At 50.1% G+C, this 23,427-nt stretch carries 23 protein-coding genes and 1 riboswitch; of the genes, 2 read left to right on the forward strand and 21 right to left on the reverse strand.

The features are described from left to right. Positions 1–148: 148 nt before the first annotated feature. A complete protein-coding gene (locus ACH59B_RS23515) occupies positions 149–1,381 on the forward strand; it encodes a PHB depolymerase family esterase (protein ID WP_045244681.1) in 1,233 nt (410 codons plus the stop codon). 114 nt (positions 1,382–1,495) lie between these two features. On the opposite strand, the gene ACH59B_RS23520 is transcribed toward ACH59B_RS23515, so the two are convergent. From ACH59B_RS23520 to ACH59B_RS23565, 10 genes are all read right to left on the reverse strand, one after another. After that, positions 1,496–1,603 carry a putative metal homeostasis protein gene (locus ACH59B_RS23520; protein WP_016822819.1) on the reverse strand — a complete coding sequence of 36 codons (108 nt, stop codon included), beginning with the start codon at positions 1,601–1,603 and terminating at the stop codon, positions 1,496–1,498. 237 nt (positions 1,604–1,840) lie between these two features. Continuing rightward, on the reverse strand, positions 1,841–2,716 hold the full coding sequence (locus tag ACH59B_RS23525; RefSeq protein ID WP_025366052.1) for a cysteine ABC transporter substrate-binding protein: 876 nt from the start codon (positions 2,714–2,716) through the stop codon (positions 1,841–1,843). A gap of 18 nt (positions 2,717–2,734) precedes the next feature. Then, complete coding sequence (locus tag ACH59B_RS23530; protein WP_045244682.1) at positions 2,735–3,490, reverse strand: amino acid ABC transporter ATP-binding protein; 756 nt, start codon at positions 3,488–3,490, stop codon at positions 2,735–2,737. Positions 3,491–3,507: 17 nt separating this feature from the next. Beyond that, a complete protein-coding gene (locus ACH59B_RS23535) occupies positions 3,508–4,185 on the reverse strand; it encodes an amino acid ABC transporter permease (RefSeq protein ID WP_016822816.1) in 678 nt (225 codons plus the stop codon). Beyond that, entirely contained in the window at positions 4,166–4,831 is a 666-nt protein-coding gene (locus ACH59B_RS23540) for an amino acid ABC transporter permease (protein ID WP_016822815.1), read from the reverse strand. The genes ACH59B_RS23535 and ACH59B_RS23540 overlap by 20 nt, the downstream gene beginning before the upstream one ends. Before the next feature lie 219 nt (positions 4,832–5,050). Next, positions 5,051–6,499: a SulP family inorganic anion transporter gene (locus ACH59B_RS23545; RefSeq protein WP_019688861.1), complete on the reverse strand. Its 1,449-nt coding sequence runs from the start codon at positions 6,497–6,499 to the stop codon at positions 5,051–5,053. 272 nt (positions 6,500–6,771) lie between these two features. After that, positions 6,772–7,344 (reverse strand): hypothetical protein, encoded by a 573-nt coding sequence (locus ACH59B_RS23550; protein WP_052679228.1) that lies wholly within the window; start codon positions 7,342–7,344, stop codon positions 6,772–6,774. A 23-nt stretch (positions 7,345–7,367) separates the two neighbouring features. Then, entirely contained in the window at positions 7,368–9,038 is a 1,671-nt protein-coding gene (locus tag ACH59B_RS23555; protein ID WP_045244684.1) for an AarF/ABC1/UbiB kinase family protein, read from the reverse strand. 1 nt (position 9,039) lies between these two features. After that, a complete protein-coding gene (locus ACH59B_RS23560; protein ID WP_016822808.1) occupies positions 9,040–9,399 on the reverse strand; it encodes a phasin family protein in 360 nt (119 codons plus the stop codon). Positions 9,400–9,502: 103 nt separating this feature from the next. Next, positions 9,503–10,141 (reverse strand): ThuA domain-containing protein, encoded by a 639-nt coding sequence (locus ACH59B_RS23565; RefSeq protein WP_016822807.1) that lies wholly within the window; start codon positions 10,139–10,141, stop codon positions 9,503–9,505. Between the two features lie 430 nt (positions 10,142–10,571). Here ACH59B_RS23565 and ACH59B_RS23570 point away from each other — a divergent pair, with 430 nt between their 5' ends. Next, on the forward strand, positions 10,572–11,021 hold the full coding sequence (locus tag ACH59B_RS23570; protein ID WP_016822806.1) for an AbrB/MazE/SpoVT family DNA-binding domain-containing protein: 450 nt from the start codon (positions 10,572–10,574) through the stop codon (positions 11,019–11,021). A 107-nt stretch (positions 11,022–11,128) separates the two neighbouring features. Here the strand turns inward: ACH59B_RS23570 and ACH59B_RS23575 are convergent, their stop codons facing one another. The 11 genes from ACH59B_RS23575 to ACH59B_RS23625 form a co-directional block, all read right to left on the reverse strand. Further along, entirely contained in the window at positions 11,129–12,583 is a 1,455-nt protein-coding gene (locus ACH59B_RS23575; protein ID WP_404302817.1) for a cobyrinate a,c-diamide synthase, read from the reverse strand. Next, positions 12,576–13,664, reverse strand: coding sequence for a cobalt-precorrin 5A hydrolase (locus ACH59B_RS23580; RefSeq protein WP_025366056.1), 1,089 nt, complete (start codon positions 13,662–13,664; stop codon positions 12,576–12,578). Before ACH59B_RS23580 ends, ACH59B_RS23575 begins: the two co-directional genes overlap by 8 nt. Beyond that, entirely contained in the window at positions 13,657–14,451 is a 795-nt protein-coding gene (cobM, locus tag ACH59B_RS23585) for a precorrin-4 C(11)-methyltransferase (RefSeq protein WP_013373518.1), read from the reverse strand. The genes ACH59B_RS23580 and cobM overlap by 8 nt, the downstream gene beginning before the upstream one ends. Continuing rightward, positions 14,448–15,164, reverse strand: a complete 717-nt coding sequence (gene cobI, locus ACH59B_RS23590; RefSeq protein ID WP_019688869.1) for a precorrin-2 C(20)-methyltransferase — start codon at positions 15,162–15,164, stop codon at positions 14,448–14,450. Before cobI ends, cobM begins: the two co-directional genes overlap by 4 nt. A gap of 29 nt (positions 15,165–15,193) precedes the next feature. Beyond that, positions 15,194–16,450, reverse strand: a complete 1,257-nt coding sequence (locus ACH59B_RS23595; protein ID WP_025366057.1) for a bifunctional cobalt-precorrin-7 (C(5))-methyltransferase/cobalt-precorrin-6B (C(15))-methyltransferase — start codon at positions 16,448–16,450, stop codon at positions 15,194–15,196. Beyond that, entirely contained in the window at positions 16,443–17,588 is a 1,146-nt protein-coding gene (locus ACH59B_RS23600; protein WP_404302821.1) for a cobalt-precorrin-5B (C(1))-methyltransferase, read from the reverse strand. The genes ACH59B_RS23595 and ACH59B_RS23600 overlap by 8 nt, the downstream gene beginning before the upstream one ends. Before the next feature lie 74 nt (positions 17,589–17,662). After that, the gene (locus ACH59B_RS23605) at positions 17,663–18,307 is read right to left on the reverse strand and encodes a precorrin-8X methylmutase (protein WP_013373522.1); all 645 of its coding nucleotides are present in this window, start codon (positions 18,305–18,307) and stop codon (positions 17,663–17,665) included. A 165-nt stretch (positions 18,308–18,472) separates the two neighbouring features. Further along, positions 18,473–19,252 (reverse strand): precorrin-6A reductase, encoded by a 780-nt coding sequence (gene cobK, locus ACH59B_RS23610; RefSeq protein WP_016822798.1) that lies wholly within the window; start codon positions 19,250–19,252, stop codon positions 18,473–18,475. After that, the gene (locus ACH59B_RS23615; protein WP_404302824.1) at positions 19,249–20,388 is read right to left on the reverse strand and encodes a sirohydrochlorin chelatase; all 1,140 of its coding nucleotides are present in this window, start codon (positions 20,386–20,388) and stop codon (positions 19,249–19,251) included. The genes cobK and ACH59B_RS23615 overlap by 4 nt, the downstream gene beginning before the upstream one ends. A gap of 94 nt (positions 20,389–20,482) precedes the next feature. After that, positions 20,483–22,279 (reverse strand): precorrin-3B C(17)-methyltransferase, encoded by a 1,797-nt coding sequence (gene cobJ / locus ACH59B_RS23620; RefSeq protein ID WP_016822796.1) that lies wholly within the window; start codon positions 22,277–22,279, stop codon positions 20,483–20,485. 308 nt (positions 22,280–22,587) lie between these two features. Continuing rightward, positions 22,588–22,775, reverse strand: a riboswitch (cobalamin riboswitch). A 56-nt stretch (positions 22,776–22,831) separates the two neighbouring features. Beyond that, positions 22,832–23,386 carry a TIGR00730 family Rossman fold protein gene (locus tag ACH59B_RS23625; RefSeq protein ID WP_016822794.1) on the reverse strand — a complete coding sequence of 185 codons (555 nt, stop codon included), beginning with the start codon at positions 23,384–23,386 and terminating at the stop codon, positions 22,832–22,834. Positions 23,387–23,427: the final 41 nt, after the last annotated feature.

A 23,427-nucleotide genomic window follows, 5' to 3' on the forward strand; every position in this document is an offset into this window, starting at 1 on the left:
TTGGGATTGTTACTGAAAAGGCAAAACCCGAGTACACTTGTGTACCCGGAGTTTGCCTTTTTTTGATTTGTATGAGTTCTACAGCATACAGTCAAGCATCCTGAGCATATAGTAAGCGCTTTATAAAAACGCCAAAGGAGATTATCTTATGCAAAAAAGACGTTTCGCCCTTGTTCTACTATCTTTCGTGCTCCTGCTTACGATCTTTTATCCATCCTCCAGCTCTGCCGCAGCAGCCGATGTTCCAGCACCACAGGCAACCCTGCTTACTGAGGTCCAGCCTCTGGGTGAGGTTGTTTCTGCCGTTGTAATGAAATACAGCACCAATATTGACGGATCATCCCTGTCCACTTCCAGTTTTCAGGTTCAATCTGTGCTTAATGATGTATACGCAGACAGAACTGTGACTGGTGTATACACCAATGATACGGGTGCCATCACCAACCGCAGCACTTATGGCAAATATGTCGTAATCGAGCTGGACACGCAGGATAAAAATGCAAGCACCCTTACTTACGATTCGACAAGCGCAGTCAATCGTATTAATCCGCTGAACTATTACATTAGCCAAAAGAAAGATATTTCAACTTCGAAGAAAACAGTCGTTCCAGCCTCTGCACAGACTGTAAAAGCAACCGATAAAGTGACACCCATCGTAGACGATTTTCAAAAAAACACTTTTGAAAATAAAGCCGGCTTCAAACTGAACTACTTTACGTTTGAGCCTAAAGTAGAACCTGGCAAAACCTATCCGCTGGTTGTGTTTCTACATGGCAACGGCGAACGTGGTGACGGAAACGGGGTTAACCTGTTAGCGAATGCCGGGGCCGTTACTTGGGCTTCTCCTGAGCAGCAAGCCAAGCACCCATCCTTCGTCATCGCTCCTCAAAGCCCGATTGACCTAGAGCATAAATTTATTTGGGCAGATGAACCGCGCAACAGTGCTGTTGCCGATTTGGTACGTGAAACGGCCTTGAAATATCCGATCGACACCAACCGCATCTATATCGTAGGTATTTCTCAAGGAGCTATGGGGACATGGAGATTGTTAGAAAAAAATCTTGATCTGTTCGCTGCTGGCGTACCGATTGCCGGACTGACCAACTATGAAAAGGCTGTTAACATGTATGCCCCTGTTGACCCTGCACACGTTGAAATATTGAAGAACGTTCCTATTTGGGCCTTCCATGCGGCGGACGATACGACAGTAAGTCCTAAGAACTCAGAAGAAATGGTTGCTGCTATCAAAGCACAGAACGGAAACCTCATTCACTTCACTGAATACGAAGCAGGGATTATCAAACCTACAGGACACTTCTCCTGGGTTCCTGCTTTACAAAATCTGGATATGATTGAATGGCTGTTTGCACAAAAGAAATAAAAAAAGACACCTGCCTTCCTGTGTACCACCATCAGGAAGGCAGGTGCAATATCAAAACGAGGAGACTAAAAAATTTGACACTGGTATTGCCATTTGCAGTTAACTTGAAGCTTGTTACTTCGCGCGCTTCGCAGCTTTGATCGTTCTTAAAGCCCGTCTGCGCGTTACCTTGTTCGGACTGCTGAGCTGTCTTCTGGCAGTAGCCACATCCGTTTTAGCCATGTATAAAGCACCATCCTATTCACTTAGGCTCATATTGGGAGTCTGCGCCTAAAGACTTAAATGATAATGAGAATCATAATCATTTAAAATTATATAATGAAATTTACGAGCATGCAAGAGATTTTGGGGAAGTATTATCTCGATTAAAACTTGCGAATCTCCCTTTGCCCATATGCAAGAAGCGTCGGGACAGCAAGCCCAACGCTTTTTTATACTTAATAGCAATTTATACGATGATTAATTAACCTTGCCGCCCTCCACAACCAATTGATCCGTAAAGCCTTCTCCGTAAACGGAGGTCAGTGTGTCCTTATAGGCTTGATGGACAAAATTTTCTTTACCCAACGTAGCCAGTTCGTTGTTGATCCAATCCAACAGTTCCTTATTTCCCTTCGCTACTGCAGGGGCAATCGTATCTTGACCACCGAAGGCTGGAATGCTTACGGTAAAGCCGGGATTGGCCTTGGCCCAAGCGATCAGCTCTGTATTATCGTTCGCAATGGCGGCACCGCGTTTGTCTTTGAGAGCCGAGAAGATTTCGGTGTATTGATCGAATTTGAGCAGCTTGATGTCAGGATAATTTTTCGTAAAATAGGTCTCTGCTGTCGTTCCCTTGGCAACAATCAGCTTTTGATCCGAGCCCTTCAATTGGTCAATCGTGGTGATGGGAGCACTGTCGGGTGACACAATGCCAAAGGATAATTTCATATACGGGTTAGCAAAATCGACTTTTTCTTTACGTTCATCGGTCACAGTAAAGTTAGCCATGATGATATCTACCTTGTTGGATTCCAAATAGGCAACCCGGCTGGCGGCATCCACCAGAACGAACTCCACCTTCGACTCGTCGCCCAAGAGGTCTTTGGCAAACCGTTTCGCAATATACACATCAAAGCCTTGATTTTTCCCTTCTGAATCTACGTAGCCAAAAGGCGGCTTATCCGCGAATACACCGATTCGAATCTTGCCATTCTTTTTAATGTCCTCAATTGAAGCAAATTTAGCCGAGCTTGAACTACCATTGGTATTCCCGCCTCCTGCACATCCCGCCAAGCCGACGAGCAGCAAGCTCAAAGCCAGTAATAACGTTGTGAACTTCATCCCTTTTCTCATCTGTATTCATCCCCTTATTTATAACGTTTCGTACTGAAATATATCCAGAAAGTGCTGGGCACGCTCTGTTTCCGGTTGGGTAAAAAATTGCTGTGGTGTAGTCATTTCACATATCTGTCCTTGATCCATAAAAACGATACGATCTCCTACCGACTTGGCAAACCCCATCTCATGCGTCACGATAATCATCGTCATCCCCTGTTGGGCCAGCTCTCGCATGACATCCAGCACCTCTCTGACCATTTCCGGGTCCAAGGATGCGGTGACCTCATCAAAAAGCATAATTTCAGGATTCATACACAGGGCGCGCACAATCGCAATCCGTTGCTTTTGCCCGCCTGATAATTGTCGCGGATACGCATCCTTGCGATCCAGCAGACCGACTCGCTCCAATAGCTGCTCCGCTTGCGCAAGCGCCTCCTGCTTGTTTCGCCGCTGAACTTTAAGCGGGCCGAGCAATATATTTTCCAAGACGGTCATATGCGGAAACAGCTCATAGTTTTGGAACACCATTCCGATATGCTGCCGCACCTCACGCCAATTCACTTTTCTATCCGTCAGATCCTGTCCTCTATAACGGATATCTCCGCCCTGAACTGGCTCCAGACCATTGAGGCACCGAAGAAGCGTGCTTTTTCCACATCCCGAAGGACCGAGAATGACCACGACTTCCCCTTTCCTTACGTCCAGACTAATCTGCTGCAGCACTTTTCGGTCGCCGAAGCTTTTGTCCAGCCCTCGAATTTCCAATAAAACCTCCACAGCCTCTTCCATGACACCACCCCATCCTGCTAATTTTGCCATCTGCGTTCAAATCTTTTGGAAAGTCTGGATAACGGATAGCATACAAGAAAATACAATATAAAAATAAAGCCATACACCCAAAAGGATGCCGAAGGCGCTTTGATTACACCAAGCTCAATAATCTGCTGCCCAACCTTGACCACTTCCACTACACCGATCAGTACCACGAGTGACGTGGTTTTGATCATCCGTGTCGCCAGATTAATAGAACCCGGAAGCATTCGGCGCACCGCTTGGGGAATGAGCACATGACGGTATAATTGCCAATAGGTTAGCCCTAATGCCTGCCCGGATTCCACCTGATGCTTAGGCAGTGATTCCAGCGCACCACGTACGATGTCACCAATCTCGGCTGCTCCCCACAGACTGAATACGATAACGGCCGTTAGTTCCCCGCTGATATTCACATTCAGCAAAGGCGTAAATCCAAAATACACGACATACAACCACACTAAAATCGGAATAATGCGAAATGTCTCCAAATAAAATCTCAGCACAAATCGAATCGGTCTTGATTGTAAAGTGCGTAGCAGACCCATCAAAATGCCTAGCAGCGTACCGATAATAATGGAGAGTAATGCAATTTCCAGCGTAACCAGCAATCCCCCTAACAGACGTTCAAAATTCGAACCCTCAAAAAGCACATTAATCCCCGAACTCAGCATATCGCACCTTCCTTTCCACCCACGTCAGCAGCATCGACAAAGGTAAAAGCAAAACGAGATATGCCAATACCAGCAGAATCAACGATTCTGTCGTTTTGTAGTACATACCGATCAGGTCCTTTGCCACATTCATCAGATCTAGTAAAGCAATGGCACCCACAATGGAAGTTTCCTTGAGCAGAAAGATTGCATTGGCTCCCAAAGACGGAATACTGATGGCAAATGCCTGCGGCAAAATAACATATCTTGCCAGTTGTATCTTGGACAGTCCGAGACTCAGCCCGGATTCCGTTTGGGTTTTACTCACAGCTTCGATTCCACCACGGAACGCCTCAGCCATATAGCCCCCGCCCAAAAAGGTCATGCCCACAATAGCACACGTCATTTCGCTCATATGCAGACCTATTTTGGTAAACCCGTAGTACAGAAAATATAACTGTACAAGCAGCGGCGTATTTCGGGAAAGCTCGATATAGGCTACAATAATTCCACTAATTCCTCTCACCCTGTAATACAGCACTATGCTACACAGCAAACCGACGACTAATGAAAACAGAATAGCAAAAAAGGCAATCTTCAACGTCAGCCACATGGCCTCTCCATATAGCGGCAAGCTTTCTACAATAAACTCCCAGTCTAAGTTCATATGTACATACCTTTCAATTTTCAATTATTCCTATGTATTTGCTATGCTTAATAACAATGATTGTATTCCTGCCCATTTATTACGTCAATACTTTGCTGAAAATTTGTCATATTTATCTATGATTAAGAAAGAAAACCGTTATTTCATTTCAGAAATAAATAAAAAAAGCCCAAAATGGATGAATTCCATTTTAGGCTTTGCTTTATGCTATACGATTCATCACACGATCGGCTCTGTAACTACAGGACCACCGAGCTTTTCCACAATTAAACGACTTTCCTCATTTAACCCTTGTAAGGTAATAGATTTACCTGCGTTTCTGTATTTTTGCAGCACCTTGCCAATGGCAGTAACCGCCGAGTGATCCCACACATGTGAATGGCTAAAGTCCACTACAACGCGCTCCGGATCATCCGAAGGTTCAAAATGATCGACAAAATGAGTCGTTGAGGCGAAAAACATCGGCCCTCTGACATGGTACACCTTTGCTTCCTGATCCTCAGTCGCACTGATACGGATTTTAGCCATTTTCCAGCCAAAATGCAGGGCACTCAACAGTACGCCTACGATCACGCCCTTGGACAAATCGTGCGTAGCCACCACGATGATGACCGTGACCACCATAATAAACGTATCTGCTTTGGGAACCTTGGCGATGTTTCGGAGCGACTTCCAATCCACGGTTCCGATACACACCATGAACATGACTCCCACCAATGCGCCCATAGGTACTTCCTTTACAACACCGCCAAGCACGAGCAGCAGAAAGGCCAAGAACACCCCAGCCGTGAAAGTGGACAGACGTCCTCTTCCGCCTGAGCTTACATTAATGACGGATTGTCCGATCATGGCACAGCCACCCATACCCCCAAAAAAGCCATTTACAAAGTTGGCAATCCCTTGCCCACGGGCTTCCCGGTTTTTATTGCTTTTCGTTTCGGTCATTTCATCCAAAATACTGGCTGTCAGCAGTGATTCCAGCAGTCCAACCAGCGCCATCGTAAAGGAATATGGCAGCAATATCCGCAACGTGTGCCACGACCACTCAATTTGCGGCAAATGGAATGAAGGCAGCGAGCTGGTCAGCGTACCGATATCCCCTACCGTTTTGACATTCAATCCAAAAACATACGTAATGATCGTCATGATAATGATTGCTGTCAACGGGGCGGGAATGCTTTTCACAAATCTCGGTAAAATATACACAATGAGCAATGTCCCCGCTACCATCGCGTACATGATCCAATTGGCTCCATGAAAGTGGGTGAGTTGCGCCATAAAGACGAGGATCGCCAGCGCATTCACAAACCCGGTCATGACCGGCTGTGAAATAAAGCTAATAAAGCGACCTATTCTCAAAACACCCAGCAGTACCTGAATGATCCCAGCCAAAATAGTAGCTGCAAACAAATACTCCACGCCATAATCTTTGACCAAACCAACAACCACTACAGCTACAGCCCCGGTTGCTGCCGAGATCATCGCCGGACGTCCACCTGCAAAAGAAATGACAATCGCCATCGAGATGGAGGCATACAGTCCGACCATAGGGTTGACACCTGCAATGATGGAGAAGGCAATCGCCTCTGGTATCAATGCCAGCGCCACGGTCATGCCCGCAAGTATATCAGCCCGGATATTACCGAACCATTGTTGTCTAAGATTCATACTGTTTCGTTCCAGCCTCCTATATTCACAGAGAACAGCATTTTGACCCGCAACCCGATCTTGCTTTGGGCATCCGTCCAGCGGTCAAACGCTAAGGCTCTCCTATCATTCAGCTCGTCTCTCTCAAACGAACCCCTTCCGTTACATCCAGTCCATCATTATAACGCAAGGGATTCGCAGAGACGAATGAGTTAAAAGGCTGTTTACAGAATGAAAACGTCTATTTACTTGAAATATCGCCCGTTTTCTTTATCTAATTCGTTTTCTTATATTTAAAATTTTCGTAATTGCTGCACAAGCTCTGATAGGGATTCAGCAATCTCTGAGTCCGCATAGCGCTGGAGCAAACTCTCAAAATCAGGCAGCGCTTGCTTTAGTAACCGACAGCTATAGACATAATAACTCCAAAAAGCTACCGGATCATAGCCACGTGCTTCTTCCTCTTCCCACTCCACTTCATCATCTTCTGGAGCGCTGTCTACCGGCCACAAATATTTCTCTTCTAGCAGCATAGTCAAGGATTCTACAGACTTCTGTGAGTCCGCTTGTAGATTTTCCATGTCCAATGCTTGAACAACCGTATGGTACAAATCCAACTCACTCAGCGTGATATCCTGCGGGCTTCTCGCATGCATATTCCGCAATAAGAATAGTAGCGCCCATGGGGTAACCTGCCACAATGTACCTTGATGCTCTATCAGATCAGCGATGGCTGCATACTCCCTATTGGATATCAAATGCGGCAGGTCCGTGCCCCTACCATAAGGAGTAGTCAGGCGATGCCACGGTACATCTGTAATTTGAAGAGTATTCATTGAGACAGTGTTTATCTTATGAGTGTCCATGACGCCTCCTTTGTTGTCGATATCTAGAATCTTCCTGATTTAAAAATAGAATATAGTAAAAAGGCAACCATCAAGAGCGCTACAACAAAACCAATTTCAATCGCAGGTACGTTCCACAGCATGGTCGCCTGATGATTTAGTGATGAACCGATAATCAGCCCGACCATAATAATGCTGAATGCTAACAGCACAATACTGAATGACAGGCGATTGCTGATCTGATCCAGCTTGCGCAAAAGCTGTTCCAGCTCTGGTACAGTAACTTCCAGTTTAAGCTTACCCTTGCTGATAATTGAGGCCAGATGCCTCGTCTGTCTCGGCAGTTCCATCAGCGTCTCCACCAGCTCGGTTGCACTCCCCAACAGCTTGCCCCGAATACGGCGGCCGCTGAAGCGTTCCTTCAGCAGCTTATTGCCAAAAGGCTCGGCCAAAGCAATAATGCTGAGATCAGGGTCCAGATGCTCTACGACCCCTTCCAGTGTCAGCAGCGCCTTGCCCAGCAGCAGGACGTCTGATGGCAAACCAATCCGATGGCGCTGTGCTGCGCCAAACAGGTCGTTCAAGGCATCGCCAATGCTGACCTGTGAGAAAGGAACGTCCGCGTAATCTTCGCGTATTTTGTCCAGATCGGCTCGCAGTGCATTCAGGTCAGTATCCGGTTCGACCAGCCCTAGTCGTTCGATGGCGCGAACCATAGCATCGGTATTTTTGCGCATCAGGGCGATCATGAGAGAAGCGAGATGATTCTTCATTTCTTCGCTTAGCCTTCCCGCCATGCCAAAGTCCAGATAAGCGAGGCTTCCATTATTCAGGACGAGCAAATTCCCCGGATGGGGATCGGCATGAAAAAAGCCCTCTATAAAAATTTGATGCAGCATGCTGTTGACCAGCCGCTGCGCCAGTTCTTTCAAGTTATAACCACGGCGCAATAACTCTTCACGACTCCCTAAGTGAGTTCCGTCCAGAAACTCCATGGTCAATATACGTGAGGAAGTATGGTCCCAGTATATTTTCGGAATATAGATATGTGGGTCCTGCTCAAACTGGAGCGCAATCTTTTCCGTGTTACGAGCTTCATGGTTGTAATCCAGCTCCTGAATGAGCGATCTCCCCAGCTCTTCCACCATCTGGCGAAGCTGATAACGCTCCACCCATTCCCAGCGCTTGGCTGCCATTGCGGTCAGTTCCCGTAAAATGTCCAAATCCCGCCGGATGATGCGATTAACGCCTGGACGCTGGATTTTAATCGCGACCATTTCGCCGCTGTGCAGCTTGCCCAGATGCACTTGCCCGATCGAAGCAGCCGCCAGCGGATCATCGTCAAAACGAACCAGTATGTCCTCTAATGACGTATCCAGCTCCTGTTCCAGAATGCCACGCGCCGTGTCAGGCGAAAAAGGCGGTACCTGATCCTGGAGCTTAACCAGTTCGCGAATAATAGGCTCTGGCAGCAGGTCAGCACGTGTACTTGCCAACTGTCCAAGCTTGATGAATGCAGGCCCCAGGTCCTCCAGCACAAGCCGAATCCGTTCACCTAAGGTTTTGGACTCGGGGGTTTCTCTCGTTAGCCACTTGCGGGGCAGGGATAGCAGCTGGAACAGTCCCATTTCTTCCACCATATAGCCAAAGCCATGACGCGCCAGCGCCATGGCAATTTCCCGGTAACGACCGGCGTGCTTCATGCGAACGGCCATTTTAATCCAACCGGTTCGCTTCTTCAGCGTCACTCGAACCCGTAAGCGCCGCCTTTTCTTTTTCCAGCTCCGCTACCTTTTTTTCCAACAATGCCACACGCTGCTCCAAACTTGTGACATCATTTTCGGTAGGTACTTCCAGCTCCTGCAAAATGCGGCTAACCTGCTCACGGATCATGGTTTTGAATTGTCCCTGCTCCTCTGCTCCCCGTTCGATCAGACGATCGACCAGCGCTTTGGATTCCGAGGGCGCAAGTTCTCCACGGTTTACAAGATCCTCGACGGCTTTCTCCACCTTTTCTTTGCTGACAACGGTGAGGCCCCACCCCAATGAGATGGCTTTTTTGAACAAATCGCTCATAATATATCCTCCCCTACCTGTGATTACCTATAGTATAACCTGAAAAGGGGAGCCGCATAAAGTTCGCAGCTCCCCCCACAATGGTTGGAATGAATGATTATACTTAACCTGGAAAGCGTCCGGCCCACTTAGCAGCCTGAAGCAGTAGCTTACGGTATCCCTCGTGCTGGAAACTTGGCTGATTATGTCCAGGCATCAGGTAGACGACTCTGCCCAAGCCATAGGACAATGACCATGCAGCTGGCCACCACTGACCTTCATACTCGTATTCCATTAACAGTGTTTTTTCAGTGAATGGATCAAAATCAAAACGATACGGCTCCTCTTGAATCTCGAACGGCTCGATTCCTTCCATAATCGGATGATCCGGCTCTGTTACCTTGAAGGAAAGCTGCTCCGCTGACGGATGCCGCAGGAAACGCGCTCCCATGAGCTGTGCAATTTCATAACGTCCTTGCAATGTGATTCCGTTATGCAGCACAAGCAGTCCACCTCCGCCGCTGACGTAGGACAGCAGTCCTGCTGTTTGTTGAGGAGACAGAACCTCCTTACGGCTATCACAATACGAGATGCATAGATCAAATGAAGCTAGATTTTCCTTGAGCAGCATTTTACGATTCTCACTGCATTGAACCGTCATCCAATCTTGTAAAATATGACTAATCTCTTCGTCCACCCCTTGTAGCGGGTGAAACTCCGGATATGAATAATCTCCTAGCAGCAATGCTTTTCTTTTTTCCATCATAAATCCTCCTTGCCTGACTTGTATATAAGGACTTTAAAGGCGGGTCCCGTACCAACGGTCTCTTGTTTGTGGGGTCAAAACGCTCTGAAAAAATCCTTTGGCCCTCATCTATTTCCCATAACACCGCCATCGTTGTCCAAGCTACGGCATATATAAATAATTCTACAGACGGCCTATTAAATCCTTTAGCAGAAGATTATAGCATATATGTTCGCTCGGAATAAACTAATTATAAATTTATAAACATGAACGCTGGCGATTCCGCCCGTTTATGGTATACTCGTAAGAAAAAAAGTGCGTCCATGCATGAATAGCAATGAAGGGCCGCTTTTCGTAAGAAATCTATGCTTGCGGTTATAGAATTGATAAGAATTGCCTCAAAGCTTATACATTCTATAAATCTTAAAACACTGGGGAGGTTGCATGAATGAAAAGGACTGGAATGACCCGGCCCTTGGACAGCTTGGGACGAATTGTGCTTCCTAAAGAGTTGCGCATGACGATGGAGATTGACATCGGCGATCCATTAGAGTTTTTTATTGAAGACCAAACACTCATGCTCCGTAAGTACAAATCAACTAATTGTATATTTTGCGGTTCGGTTGATACCAACACCTATTTTAAAGATCAGTTTATCTGCGATGCATGTGCCACCTCGATGAAAACGGAAGATTTACTTCCGGTCACAGCGACTGAAACCCAGTCACCTCCACTGAAGCAAAATATGCATATGAAAAAGATTTATCAGCGCACGGATGTTATTTTGGAGAAAATGAGAGAGCTTATGGAAGAACATCCAGCATCTTCACAAAAACAACTCGCTTCCATGCTTGGCGTGAGTCAGGGAAGGATTTCCCAACTGAAAAAGCTCATGTAGGCGAATCGCCCAAAAAAACAATGTATACGCTTCCATGTTATGTAAGATTTAATTCTCTTTATATTTAGAACAGCCGGACCCTTATAGGGACCCGGCTTTTTTGTGTTTTAGTCGTAAGCTCGGCATTTTTCAACCCAGCGTGCTGCTGCCTTGGGTAGAGAAGCGAGATGAATGTGTGTGTAGGCTGCCAAGAGGTTCCCTTTGGCATAACCTTCACTCTGGAGTCCGCGCATCCCCTTGGTTTGATAGGCAAAGGGATAGGGGGCGGCAGATTCATCATAGCTCATGACCGAATAATGAAATTCATGTCCCCGAATCGTCTCTCCAGCCTCCAGCAGCAAGCAATCTTGCAATGCGGTTGCTTCCCGGTATCCCAATGCAGCCCGCTTCTCCTGCATGCGAACGTCCGAAGGGATCACCCCGGCCATGTGGTGGGCGTGACCCGCCCGATCCGTAAGTGTCCGGGCCAGTATCATATAACCACCGCACTCGGCGAATACAGGCATATCCCGGCTCACTGCGTTGCGGATATCTTGCAGAAAGCCCGTATTGGCAGCGATATCTGCCGCAAACTCCTCAGGAAAACCGCCGCCCAGATATAGGCCGTTGGCGTGCTCAGGGACGCGCTCTCCCGCCAGCGGACTAAAATAGACAATCTCTGCTCCCGCTTGGCGCAGCAAATCCATATTTTCGGGGTAGTAGAAATTGAACGCCGCATCTCTGGCGACAGCAATGATGGGACGTTCCCCAGTCTCGACTTCATGTCCTGCTGTGGGAGGCTGATCTGGAGGAAATAATGGGTGCTCGGGCAGACTGAGCGGCGGAGCCGAATCCGCCAATGCCCGGAGTGCATCCAGATCCGTACCCGCACGAATCAGCTCTGCCGCCCGTTGGAAGAGCGGCTCCAGCTCGCCGCGTTCTACAGCAGGCACCAGGCCCAGATGACGCTCGGGAATATCCAATCCGTCATCGCGCTTTAACCAGCCGAGCACAGGGATGCCGCACTCCTGCTCGATCGCCTTTTTGACAATGCCGTAATGCCCCTGGCTACCGCAGCGATTCACGATTACGCCTACAATGCGCAGCTTGGGCTCCAAGCGCTGAAAGCCGAGCACAATAGCGGCCGCGCTGCGTGCCATGCTGCGCACGTCGACGACCAGCAATACCGGGCTATCCGTCAGCATGGCGATTTCGGCGGTCGAGCCAATATTGCTGAGCGGGTCCTTGCCGTCATATAGCCCCATGACGCCTTCAATCACGGAGATATCTGCGCCTTCAGATGCGCGGATAAAGGTTTCACGCACCGTATCCGGCGAGGTCATCCAGGAATCGAGATTACGGGAAGGCGTTCCGGTCGCGGCCGTATGATAGGTCGGATCAATATAATCCGGACCGCACTTAAATCCCTGCACTCGCAGGCCGCTGTCGGCGAACGCCTTCATCAGCCCGAGAGTCACAGTCGTTTTGCCCGCGCCGCTGCCCGTACCGGCGACAACGATACGACTTCTGCGTGCCGTGGCAGACGAGTCTGGCTGTATAGCCTGCTTCATATCGTCAGTCATAGGAAATCCGCGCTACAGACAACGTCATATTTCCGCTTTTTTTCTTCTCCAGCAGCCAATGGTCCGCACCGGAAGACAACAGGGCTGATGGTTCGCTGACCCCATAGGCGCCAGTGTATTTGAAGACAGTTTCCGATGGATTGGGAAGCTGCACCGTGTTCAGCTCTGACGGAGTGTACGTCACCAGCTCCCAGCCGTATTTGGCGCAGAGGGCGAGCAAGCCCTCTTCATCCTTTTTCAGGTCAATCGTAGCAATATTCCGTACGCTTTTGACAGACAAACGCAGCTCTTGCAAGGTGTTCAGCACCCCAGCCTCCAGTTCCTCCAATGCAGTTCCCCGATTGCAGCCAATGCCAAGCACCAAGCTTTTAGGACGATACAGCACGCCATTAGAAAGAAACCTCTCCTCTTCCTCAGGCTCCAACAAACGGTCACTTACGACCAACGCGGCGTTGAACGGTTCTTGTGCCGCTTCCGCCATTGAGGCATATACCTTGATATGTGCAGGTACTGGCTTGTCATAGCGCCACCAGTTCCGTTCGCCTGTCTCTTGTATGAGTACAACGGGCTCCTCGTTCACAACAGCGGCGCTCACAGGCGTGGCCTTATCGAAGCTATCGACCACCCAACCCAATTCCCGCCCCAACATATCCACTGGAATCGTGCCCTGCACGTCCGATGCAGTCGTGATTACCGCACGTGCCCCCAGTACAGCGGCTACATGACGGGTCAATTCATTTGCACCGCCCAAATGCCCAGACAGTACGCTAATGACATGTTCTCCGCGATCATCAATGACGACCACGGCTGGGTCTACCTTTTTATCCACCAAAATCGGTGCGATCATACGAACCACCGCACCGAGGGAAATAAATAAAATAATACCGTTATATTGTTTGAATAAATCCGGCAAAATCAGTTTGACCGAACCTTCGAACAATTGAATGCCACGCTCCTGCTCGTCTCCACGCTCAAACTTGGACATGTAATACACATCCGTACCCGGAAAGCTGGCTCCCAAATTGCGGACCATCTCGACTCCATGCTTCGTGATCGCCACAGCGGCAAATGGATTACTCACCAGGCTTCACTCCCTTTCGGTAGCCGTGGGTGAACGACTTGTCATACAGCTTGGAACGATGTGCGTCCTTGTCCACCAGCCCCGGGTCGAGCGCCCACCCTGCCAAAATCATGGCATGCATCGTAATGCCTGCTGCACGCAGATCGGCTGGCAATTGGGCAAGCGTCGTGCGCACGATTTTTTGGTCTGGCCAAGTTGCGCGCTGCACAACGGCTACAGGCGTGTCTTCGCTCCAGCCAGCCGCCAAAAATTCAACGACTACCTTCTTCGCCAGCGTTGCACTGAGGAACAGCGCCACTGTACAGTGATGGGATGCCAGATCACGCAGCTTTTCACGATCCGGTACAGGTGTACGGCCTTCGGCACGCGTCAGAATGACCGTCTGCGTCAAGTCAGGCACGGTTAGCTCTGCACCCAGCACGGCCGCAGAAGCAAAGACCGAGCTGACGCCCGGTACGATTTCGTAGGCTACTCCGCGCTGCTTCAGCAGCACCATTTGCTCCAAAATCGCACCGTATACTGCCGGATCACCTGTATGTACACGGGCTACACTGCGCCCAGCCTGCACAGCCTCGCTCATAATCTCGACCTGCCGCTCCAAATCCATGCCTGAGCTTTGCAGTACCTGTGCCTCGGGCTTAGCCGTAGCAATCAGCTCATCGTTCACTAGTGAATCCGTGTACAACACCACATCTGCCGTACGTAGAATCCGGGAGCCTTTGACCGTAATCAACTCCGGGTCACCAGGGCCTGCTCCTACGATATATACCTTTGGCTCCAACGTCATTTGCTCACCACCATTAAACTCAAATATTCAAGCTCCTGTCCGCGCAGCTCACGGGCGTTGTGCCATACCATTTCATAAGGAGACGTGACTTTGGTAATGACAGAGGCACGATCGCCAAGATTGAGCTCGTCCAGCACATCCAAAATCAAATCCAGTACCTTGGCAACCTTGATAAATACGACTGTATCGTGATTCTCAATCGCCCGCTTCATCGCTGCCCGATCCTCCGTAGCCGGAATAATACCTACCTGTTGGTCTCCGTCTGCCAAAGGCAATTCCAGCGCTGCCGCTGCTCCCAATACAGAAGAGATGCCTGGAATAGATACAATCGGCACCTCGGGATGAAGATCCTTCATCAGACGCGCCAAGTGAATAAAGGTACTGTACAGATTAGGGTCTCCCTCTGTGACAAAGGCTACATCCTTTCCTTGACTCAGAGCTTCCCAGCAAGCAACTACCGTTTTGTTCCACTCCCGCTCCAGTACAACCGGGTCTTTGGTCATTGGAAAAATGAGTCCCAACATCTCCTTTTCCTCCGGGTTAACGTATAATTCCACAATCTCGTGAGCATACGATTTGCCTCCCCGGCGCTTCTTCGGATATGCCACAACTTCACATTCCTGAATCATCCGGTACGCCTTGACCGTGATCAGCTCGGGATCACCCGGCCCCACGCCTACGCCATAAAGTGTTCCTACTGCCGCCGTATTCATGCTGTCTCTCCCCCTCTTGATTTACCAGCTTACTCCTCTGCTGCTCCGTCAGCCACGTCTACCGGCGGCTGTCCTGTGATGACATATATCGGATTGAGTCCGTCAAAACGAGTCATATTCAAAATCGGCTTGCTACGCGCTGTTTGCAGTAACGTCACCGAGGTTTCGAGTCCTACGGCTTGCATCGCCTTCATACCGTCATGCAGCGTCTCAATGGTTGCAGCATTCACTACAATTCGCCCATCCTTACGCAGACGGGAAGCGCACAGACGAATCAGTTCTGCCAGTTCTCCTCCACTCCCGCCGATAAACACGGCATCCGGGTCTGGCAGCTCGTCCAATCCGGCAGGCGCTTTGGCATGGATCACTGGAAAATCAGTGCGGAATTTGACCTTGTTCGCTTCCACATTGGCCAGATCGCCTTCATTCTTCTCAATGGCAAACACTTGCCCGTACTTGGCCAGCCGCGCACATTCCACAGCTACAGAACCGGAGCCTGCGCCGATGTCCCATACGATGCTTCGCTCGGTCAATCGCAGCTCGGACAAGCTAAATACGCGCACTTCACGCTTCGTGATCAGCCCTTTTTCCGGCTTGCGCTGGTGAAATTCCGCATCCTCGAAGCCAAATCCCCGGCGAATTGCTGGCACGTCTTCTCCCTTACGGCGGCGCAAAACAACCACGTTCAAGGGTTGGAAGGTTCCCTGCGCCATCTCTTCCAGCGTATAATGCCGATACGTCTCATCTGGTCCTCCCAAATGCTCGCCGACAAAGGCATCATATTCCGTCATGCCAAAATGCAACAGATAAGCGGCAACCGCGGCGGGATGATTGCGGTCATCCGTCAGCAGCGCGATCTTGTTCTGTCCATCGATCCGCTGCGCCAGTCCGGTCATCGGACGACCATGTACACTTTCCAGCACCGCATCCTGCCAGCTTTCACCAAGACGCGCAAATGCCAGTTGAACCGAGCTGAGATGGGGTAAAATATCCAGGTGCTCAGCCCCCAGCTTGGCAGACAAATAGCCTGCAATTCCAAAAAAAAGCGGATCGCCTGACGCAAGCACGACAATATCCTTGTGCTCACGCAACCGTCCCAATTCTTCCACCACGGCGGATAAGCCGCTCTTTAATGTTCGTTTTTCTCCTGCGGCTGCCTCGAAAAAGGCTAGCTGGCGCTCACCACCAACCAGCAAGTCGGCACGCTCGATTTGTTCCAGCGTCTCCTGCGACAGACCTGCCGCTCCATTTTCACCGATACCAATGACACGAATTACTCTACTCACCGACTCTCGCCCTCCCCAGCACGTTCCCTTTCAGCGTTACCAGTACCATTTCCACGGTGATTCCACCACCTGCATGCTCCAGACAATGCTGACACCCATAGGTACATAACTTTTCAAAAAAGCTCAGCGCATTCGCTTCGGTCATCATATCCGCCACCTGCGTAGCTGTATTCGCCTCAGCTACTGCTGTTGCAAGCGACTCATCCACACCTGCCTCACGCGCAACCTGGGCCAAAAATCCAAAATCCACCGGAGCGCTCTTGGAATGAACCATCATGACGCCCTGAGCAACCTTCGACAGCTTGCCGGGCATACCGACGAGAATAATCTTCTTCATTCCCAATCGTTTGCCATGCTTGACTGCAAAGCCGACAAAGCCGCCCATCTGAATAAAGGCTTCTTCCGTCAGCTGATCATACATTTGCATTGCATATTTTTCACTGCTGCCGCCTGTGGTCAGGACAATTTCCTCGCAGTTCATCGCTTGTGCGACCGATATAGCCTGCACCACGCTGGCTTTATAAGCAGACGTGGAGAACGGAACGACTACACCGCGTGTGCCCAGTATGGAAATACCGCCAAGAATGCCAAGTCGCCCGTTCAGCGTTTTCTTGGCGATTTCCTCGCCGTCCGGCACACTGATAACGACACGGACACCCTTGGCCGATCCGTGCTCCTCAAGCACGCCAGATACGGCCTCCGTAATCATCCGGCGCGGCACCGGATTGATCGCGGCTTGCCCGACAGGCACAGGCAGACCGGGCTTCGTTACCCGCCCGACGCCGATGCCGCCGTCCAGCTCAATGCCCGGCTCCTCGCGCCAGCTAACAGAGGCGCTAATTCTCGCCTGATGCGTGGCATCCGGGTCATCGCCTCCGTCCTTGATCGTCGTGCAGGAAGCTTCGTCCGCATCCAACACAGGCTCGATCAGTTCAAATGCATGATCGAAGCCCGCGGGCAGCGATATCACCGCTTCCTTCGGCGCTATGCCCGTAATGAGCAGTTGTACCGCTCCTTTGGCTACTGCAGCCGCACAGGCCCCCGTCGTAAAGCCTGACCGCATCGGCTTGTCCGGCGCGGGAGCTTCACCACTTTTCATCCGTTTGGGCCTGTCGGCGGACGCCGCTTCCTTTTCCATGCCAATTCCTCCTTAACCTCTTCTGCTGATCATGCTCTAATTCATTTCATGATACAGCAAACGGACAACCGCATCTAGCGGACAGCCATTAAGGAGATTGCATTCAATGCTGCTACGACAATCGTGCTGCCGCCCTTGCGTCCAATATTCGTAATGAACGGAATATCCAGCTTGCGTAGCTCGTCCTTGGATTCTGCCGCCGATACAAAACCTACGGGCATACCAATCACTAGTCCAGGCTTAGCCGCTCCTTCTTTCACCAGACGAATCAGCTCCAGCAACGCTGTCGGCGCATTACCAATCGCATAGATTCCACCTTCGCCCGCCTGAATCGCTTTGCGCATCGAAATAATGGCACGTGTCGTGTTCAGCCTTTTGGCTTCTTCCATCACGTCCGGGTCAGATATGTACACATGAACATCCCCGCCAAATTGACGGATGCGATCCTTGCTCAACCCCGCCTGAATCATCTGCACATCTGCCACCACCGGCTGTCCTGCGCGAATAGCTGCAATTCCGGCTTCAATGGCTTTTGGATGAAATACCATGCTGCGGCCCAACTCAAAATCAGCAGATGCATGAATGACACGCTGTACGACAGGATATTGTTCAGCTGTAAATGGATGCTCTCCCAATTCTTCTGTAATCATTGCGAAGCTTTTACCCTCAATCTCCTGCGGCTGTACCGTTAGCGGTTTAAAGTCTGTTTTAAAGTCCATGGTATCGACCCACTCCCTTATGGAAAATTAGTTTAGGAAAAATAACTGCTCGTGTATTAAAACAACAGATATTTCTATTAAAACACGCATTTTAAGATGACTATATTTTAGATACATGCCAGCAGTCGTTATGGATTAACTGAACCCGTAGGGACTTGAACCAACTCAAATGGAAATCTTCCCTGTTGCAGTGCGCAATGTATCAATTACTCCGTCGAAATGATCAAATACCGTACCAAACTCTACTTCCGGTCTGGAAATCAAAATGACGTGAATACCCAGATCCAGAGCAGATTGAACCTTCTCATCCACTGCTCCCGTGCGTCCGCTTTCCTTGGTGACCATCACGGTTGTACCAAAGTGCTTGTACAATGCTTCGTTCATCTCACGGGAAAAGGGCCCCTGCATGGCAATAATATTTTTTTGCTCCATCCCCAGTTCGCCGCATTTCTCCATATTGTCGAGGCGCGGCAACATACGTGCAACCAGACGAATCTCCGGGTCTCCGAGTAGATGCTTGGTGAATGTGCCGAGCGTCTTACTGCCCGTCGTAAGCATGACAGAGCCTTTGAGTTGCTTAGCAATTAATGCGGCCTCTTCATAAGAAGACACAATATGGAGCAATGGATGATTGTCATACACCAGTCCCGTCCGCTCGTAGCGAATATAAGGAACTCCAGACTCGCGAGCAGCTGTCATCGCATTCGCATGTGCTTCTTCTGCAAAAGGATGACTGGCATCAACAACGGCCTGTATCCCCTTCTCCCGAATCATTGCACCCATTTCATTGGCTGTCATTCGGCCTGTACGTACGTCCAGCCCTGCTTCGGACAAGCTGGCCGCCGCGCTTTCGGTTACGACCGAAGTTAATACGTTAAAGCCGGTGTCACGGATTTGCAGCGCCAATTCCCTTGCATCGCTCGTTCCGCATAGCATAAAAATCATGAGCCATTCACCTGCCCGGTTACATTCACTACAGACGGCGCATGTGAATGATCGTGATGGTGATCATGGTCGTCATGGCTGTGAGCATGGACATGCTCATGATCGTGAGCGTGGCTGTGTGTATGGTGCTCGTGATGGTGATCATGCTCATGTGCATGATGGTGGTGATGGTCATGATCATGGTCGTGATGGTGATCGTGGTCATGGTCGTGATCATGGTCGTGATGGTGATCGTGGTCATGGTCGTGATCATGGTCGTGATGGTGGTCGTGATCATGATCGTGGTGATGATGGTGATGCTCCTGCGCTTCCAGACGGAACTGGCAGTTATCGCAATTAGCCGTAACCTTGCCGAACAAACCTTCGTTAGCTCGCTCCAGCACCAGCTCAACTAATTGAGGATGGAAGCCAAAATATCCGCCCATTTCCACTTGTAATGCCGGGTGAGCCTCGGCGAATTCCTGAGTCATTTCTCCAATGCGCTTAATCAGCACACCCGTGAATAGAAAATACGGAAGCACGATAATCTTTTTGGCCCCCAATCGCACACAACGCTCTAGGCCATCGGGAAAAGAAGGCTGCGTCACACCGATAAAGCTGCTTTCTACCCACGTATAAGAAAGCTTCTCCCACAGCATACGAGTGATTTTGAAAAAGTCACTGTTCGCGTCTGGATCGCTGCTTCCGCGTCCTAATACAAGTACCGCTGTTTCTTCGTCAGATACCTGGGCAGATGTCTCGACAGCGCTATTCATTCCCGCTGGAACTGCGACTGGACGAGCCTCCTTCAAGCGGTCCAGCAATATACTAACGATTTTTTCGTGGACGCCAATCGGACGTCCGTATACAAATTCCACCTGCGGGTATTTTGCCTTTGCCCGGTCGATTGCCTTCGGAATATCAATTTTGGCATGCACTGCTGCGAACAAAATAATCGGAATAAAAACGACACGTGTCGCCCCTTTGTCCACACACGCCTGTACTCCTTCGGCAATACTTGGGCGTGCCAACTCTAGAAAACAGGTTTCTACACACGTACCTGGCGCCCGATCTGCCACCGCTTGCGCAAATTCCAGTAGTTCCTGATTACCCTCTGGGTCCCGACTTCCATGTCCAACCAACAATATTGCATCCACTGCTGTGTTTTCCTCCTCATTGATAGGGATAGCCTACATGACGCCCTATTTTATATATATGCTTGTATCCTGTTCATCAAGCCTACCAACCCACTTAATCACCACAAACCGCGTTTACTTCTACTGTTGCTGGTGCATCTTCATGCCGGAAACCCGCAACGATGCCTACACGTTTGAAGAATTTATGAAAACGCTCGTTCGGATGCCCTTTTTCCTTATATTCAGCAATAATGTTCTCCACGATATCCGTAATCTGATCACCCGCAATTCCTTCCGCTACGGGCTGAGCGGCATGAGCATTTCGGCCAAATTTTTTGCCACCAAGGAAAAGATCGTATCCTCCCTTGCGATAGACGATGCCGATATCCTCCAGCACCGCTCCATAGCAAGCCATGCCGCATCCATTCAAAGCAATACTCGTTTCCTTGGGTGCCTGTAATCCGCCAAGTACAACCTGTAGATGCTCAGCCACAGGCACCGCATCATCTTTCTCCATATTGCAGAAGTCGCAGGCCTTCACCTTAAACACATCGCCGATCGGCATGACAATGAATCGTTCATCCCGAAGCCGTCCGACCAGTTCCTCGGGGTCTGCGCACGGCACGCGCAGCACGATCTGATGATCTGGCGTGTATTCCAGCTCGCCATCATCACCCGCTACCTCGGCGAGCAATGCCATCTGCCGAGCAGTGAACTTCTTGTTTCCCACGCCAGGGGAAACCCCCACCTCAAACAGCGCAGGCTTGCCAAAGCCGCCTGACGCCTTCCCAGTCGTAGCCACCGTTGCTGTTCCGACGGCGCTCTGGGCGGCAGGCGCTTGCCCGCTCCAGCGAGCATTGGCTTCGCCCGGCAGCTTGCCGCCGACAGCTAGGCGGCTTAGTGCCTCTGCTGCCAGCGATGCTGGAGCCGCTCCGGTTGGCTTCGCGGGCGCAGCCTGCACGGTAGCCATCGCTTGCGGGCGTGCCTGCGTGGCAACCGCAGCGCTGCTCGCGGAAGGCTCGGGAGACGCAGTCAGAGCTCCACCTCCCTGCGGTGTATCCAGCGCGCGATCCTCTTGCGCGCCCAGCGACCACGGCTCCGCTTCCGTGCGAAGCCGCTGATGCGGTTTGAGCACTTGCTCGGTCGCGTCCAGCGTGTATTTGCGCTGATAGCCGCGCGGAGTCACGATTAACCCGTCATACACTGTCGTCGAGGAATTGCCGATGATTACGGTCGTCAGCATCCCGATATCATGGTTAAGCATATCTTCCAGCGTCGTTACAATAACCTGCTGACGTTCACGATAAGCACTCTTCACCAGTCCAACTGGAGTTTGCGGATCACGGTAACGGAGCAAAATGGACTGCGTCTCCACAATCTGGCGGGTACGTCGACCACTGCGCGGATTGTATAAGGCAATCACAAAATCAGCCGAAGCCGCAGCTTCTACACGCTTCACGATCGTTTCCCACGGGGTCAGATGATCACTCAGACTGATTGTGCAAGCATCATGCATAACCGGCGCTCCCAACAACGAAGCACAGGATTGAATAGCCGAGATCCCCGGCACAACTTCTACCTCAACCCCGTCCTCGCGACGCCAGCCTTTTTGCATCAGCACTTCGTACACCAGCCCTGCCATGCCATAGACCCCAGCATCTCCACTAGAAATGACGGCTACCTTCTTACCCATCTCTGCTTGGCGAACCGCCTCCTGCGCACGGCTCACTTCTTCTGTCATCCCTGTGCGTACAATCTCCTGTCCGTTCAACAACGGACGAATCAAATCAACATAGGTATTGTAGCCGATAATGACCTCACTTTCGGCCAGCGCATCCAACGCCCGTTTTGTGATATGTTCCATATCTCCTGGTCCAAATCCAATCACCAGCAATTTTCCTAATGGGCTCATCGTGCTCCTCCTATCATCCTTTTCAGGGCAGCTATACTATCTATTTCAATAATTTGTGGCATCCTTTAACTCAAAAAAACCCCATCCTGCCCGGATGGGGTTCCTATGTACGTATCTCTCTTACCAGACGAAACAGCGTAAGAAGACAGTTCTTGTCTTCCTCCTATCTGCCGTTGTTTTCCATCTGTTTTGTTTACGCTTCAAACGCTGCTGCACGTTCATATCCACGCAAACCTGTAACCAACATGGAAAAAGCAACGTGTGCCTGATTTCCTGATTTCGTACACCCATCCTCTCCGCGAAGGTTAACGGTGCATACAGATCAAGGTAGGTCTCCTGGCTTGGCATCAACGGATTCTCTCGTCTTCCCCGTTTTGTACGAGTGACCATTTAAAAGAACCCTCTTCCTTACAGTGGCGGGACCGCTCGGGACTTGCACCCGATTCCCTGTTACCCTTTGCTCAACCGCAAAGGCACCTTGTCTGTCCGCTATTTGATTATGGGTCTTATCATAACCTTGCCTCAATCAGTTGTGCAAGCACGAAAAAAGCTTTATTTCAAGTTCTCTGCTTTATTTTTCAACATATGCAGCAGTTCATCCGGGTCCGCAGATATACTCAGTAGCGCTGGATGATCAGCTCCGGTAAACCCTTCCTGCACGCTATGACGTACCATTTCTACCAACGGGTCAAAATATCCATTCACATTCAGCAGCCCAATGGGCTTGCGATGTATACCGATTTGCGCCCAGCACAATACCTCGAACAGCTCCTCAAAGGTTCCCAAGCCTCCCGGAAGGGCTATAAACGCATCGGCCATCTCGCTCATCGCCGCTTTACGTTCATGCATGCTTGCTACCTCAATAAACTCGGTAACTCCCCGATGAATGATCTCTGCATCGAATAACAGGGTGGGCATAATGCCGGTGACCTGACCGTCACCCGCCAACAGTCCATCCGCCACCTTACCCATCAGCCCTCTGCTGGAGCCACCATAAATTAAACGGATATGCTGGCGAGCCATAGCTTCACCCAGCTTGCCTGCCGCCTCAACATATACCGATGAATGTCCAGGTCTGGACCCTGCAAATACACAAATAGAATTCATAAACGTCTCAGCTCCTGTCCTCAATATCATGCATCGAAACT

It is taken from the genome of Paenibacillus sp. DP01 (genome assembly GCF_044784315.1).
In the GTDB taxonomy this organism is placed as follows: domain Bacteria; phylum Bacillota; class Bacilli; order Paenibacillales; family Paenibacillaceae; genus Paenibacillus; species Paenibacillus polymyxa.

What these genes read in the sequence shown, in the direction of transcription:
- ACH59B_RS23550 (WP_052679228.1), bottom strand. Translation starts at nt 7,344, where the DNA reads ATGGACACTCATAAGATAAACACTGTCTCAATGAATACTCTTCAAATT.
- ACH59B_RS23515 (WP_045244681.1), top strand. Translation starts at nt 149, where the DNA reads ATGCAAAAAAGACGTTTCGCCCTTGTTCTACTATCTTTCGTGCTCCTG.
- cobJ (WP_016822796.1), bottom strand. Translation starts at nt 22,279, where the DNA reads ATGAGCCCATTAGGAAAATTGCTGGTGATTGGATTTGGACCAGGAGAT.
- ACH59B_RS23565 (WP_016822807.1), bottom strand. Translation starts at nt 10,141, where the DNA reads ATGGAAAAAAGAAAAGCATTGCTGCTAGGAGATTATTCATATCCGGAG.
- ACH59B_RS23520 (WP_016822819.1), bottom strand. Translation starts at nt 1,603, where the DNA reads ATGGCTAAAACGGATGTGGCTACTGCCAGAAGACAGCTCAGCAGTCCG.
- ACH59B_RS23600 (WP_404302821.1), bottom strand. Translation starts at nt 17,588, where the DNA reads ATGGAAAAGGAAGCGGCGTCCGCCGACAGGCCCAAACGGATGAAAAGT.
- ACH59B_RS23525 (WP_025366052.1), bottom strand. Translation starts at nt 2,716, where the DNA reads ATGAGAAAAGGGATGAAGTTCACAACGTTATTACTGGCTTTGAGCTTG.
- cobI (WP_019688869.1), bottom strand. Translation starts at nt 15,164, where the DNA reads ATGAATACGGCGGCAGTAGGAACACTTTATGGCGTAGGCGTGGGGCCG.
- ACH59B_RS23545 (WP_019688861.1), bottom strand. Translation starts at nt 6,499, where the DNA reads ATGAATCTTAGACAACAATGGTTCGGTAATATCCGGGCTGATATACTT.
- cobK (WP_016822798.1), bottom strand. Translation starts at nt 19,252, where the DNA reads ATGATTTTTATGCTATGCGGAACGAGCGATGCAAGGGAATTGGCGCTG.
- ACH59B_RS23530 (WP_045244682.1), bottom strand. Translation starts at nt 3,490, where the DNA reads ATGGAAGAGGCTGTGGAGGTTTTATTGGAAATTCGAGGGCTGGACAAA.
- ACH59B_RS23575 (WP_404302817.1), bottom strand. Translation starts at nt 12,583, where the DNA reads ATGACTGACGATATGAAGCAGGCTATACAGCCAGACTCGTCTGCCACG.
- ACH59B_RS23540 (WP_016822815.1), bottom strand. Translation starts at nt 4,831, where the DNA reads ATGAACTTAGACTGGGAGTTTATTGTAGAAAGCTTGCCGCTATATGGA.
- cobM (WP_013373518.1), bottom strand. Translation starts at nt 14,451, where the DNA reads ATGACGTTGGAGCCAAAGGTATATATCGTAGGAGCAGGCCCTGGTGAC.
- ACH59B_RS23555 (WP_045244684.1), bottom strand. Translation starts at nt 9,038, where the DNA reads ATGGCCGTTCGCATGAAGCACGCCGGTCGTTACCGGGAAATTGCCATG.
- ACH59B_RS23535 (WP_016822816.1), bottom strand. Translation starts at nt 4,185, where the DNA reads ATGCTGAGTTCGGGGATTAATGTGCTTTTTGAGGGTTCGAATTTTGAA.
- ACH59B_RS23605 (WP_013373522.1), bottom strand. Translation starts at nt 18,307, where the DNA reads ATGGACTTTAAAACAGACTTTAAACCGCTAACGGTACAGCCGCAGGAG.
- ACH59B_RS23625 (WP_016822794.1), bottom strand. Translation starts at nt 23,386, where the DNA reads ATGAATTCTATTTGTGTATTTGCAGGGTCCAGACCTGGACATTCATCG.
- ACH59B_RS23560 (WP_016822808.1), bottom strand. Translation starts at nt 9,399, where the DNA reads ATGAGCGATTTGTTCAAAAAAGCCATCTCATTGGGGTGGGGCCTCACC.
- ACH59B_RS23570 (WP_016822806.1), top strand. Translation starts at nt 10,572, where the DNA reads ATGAAAAGGACTGGAATGACCCGGCCCTTGGACAGCTTGGGACGAATT.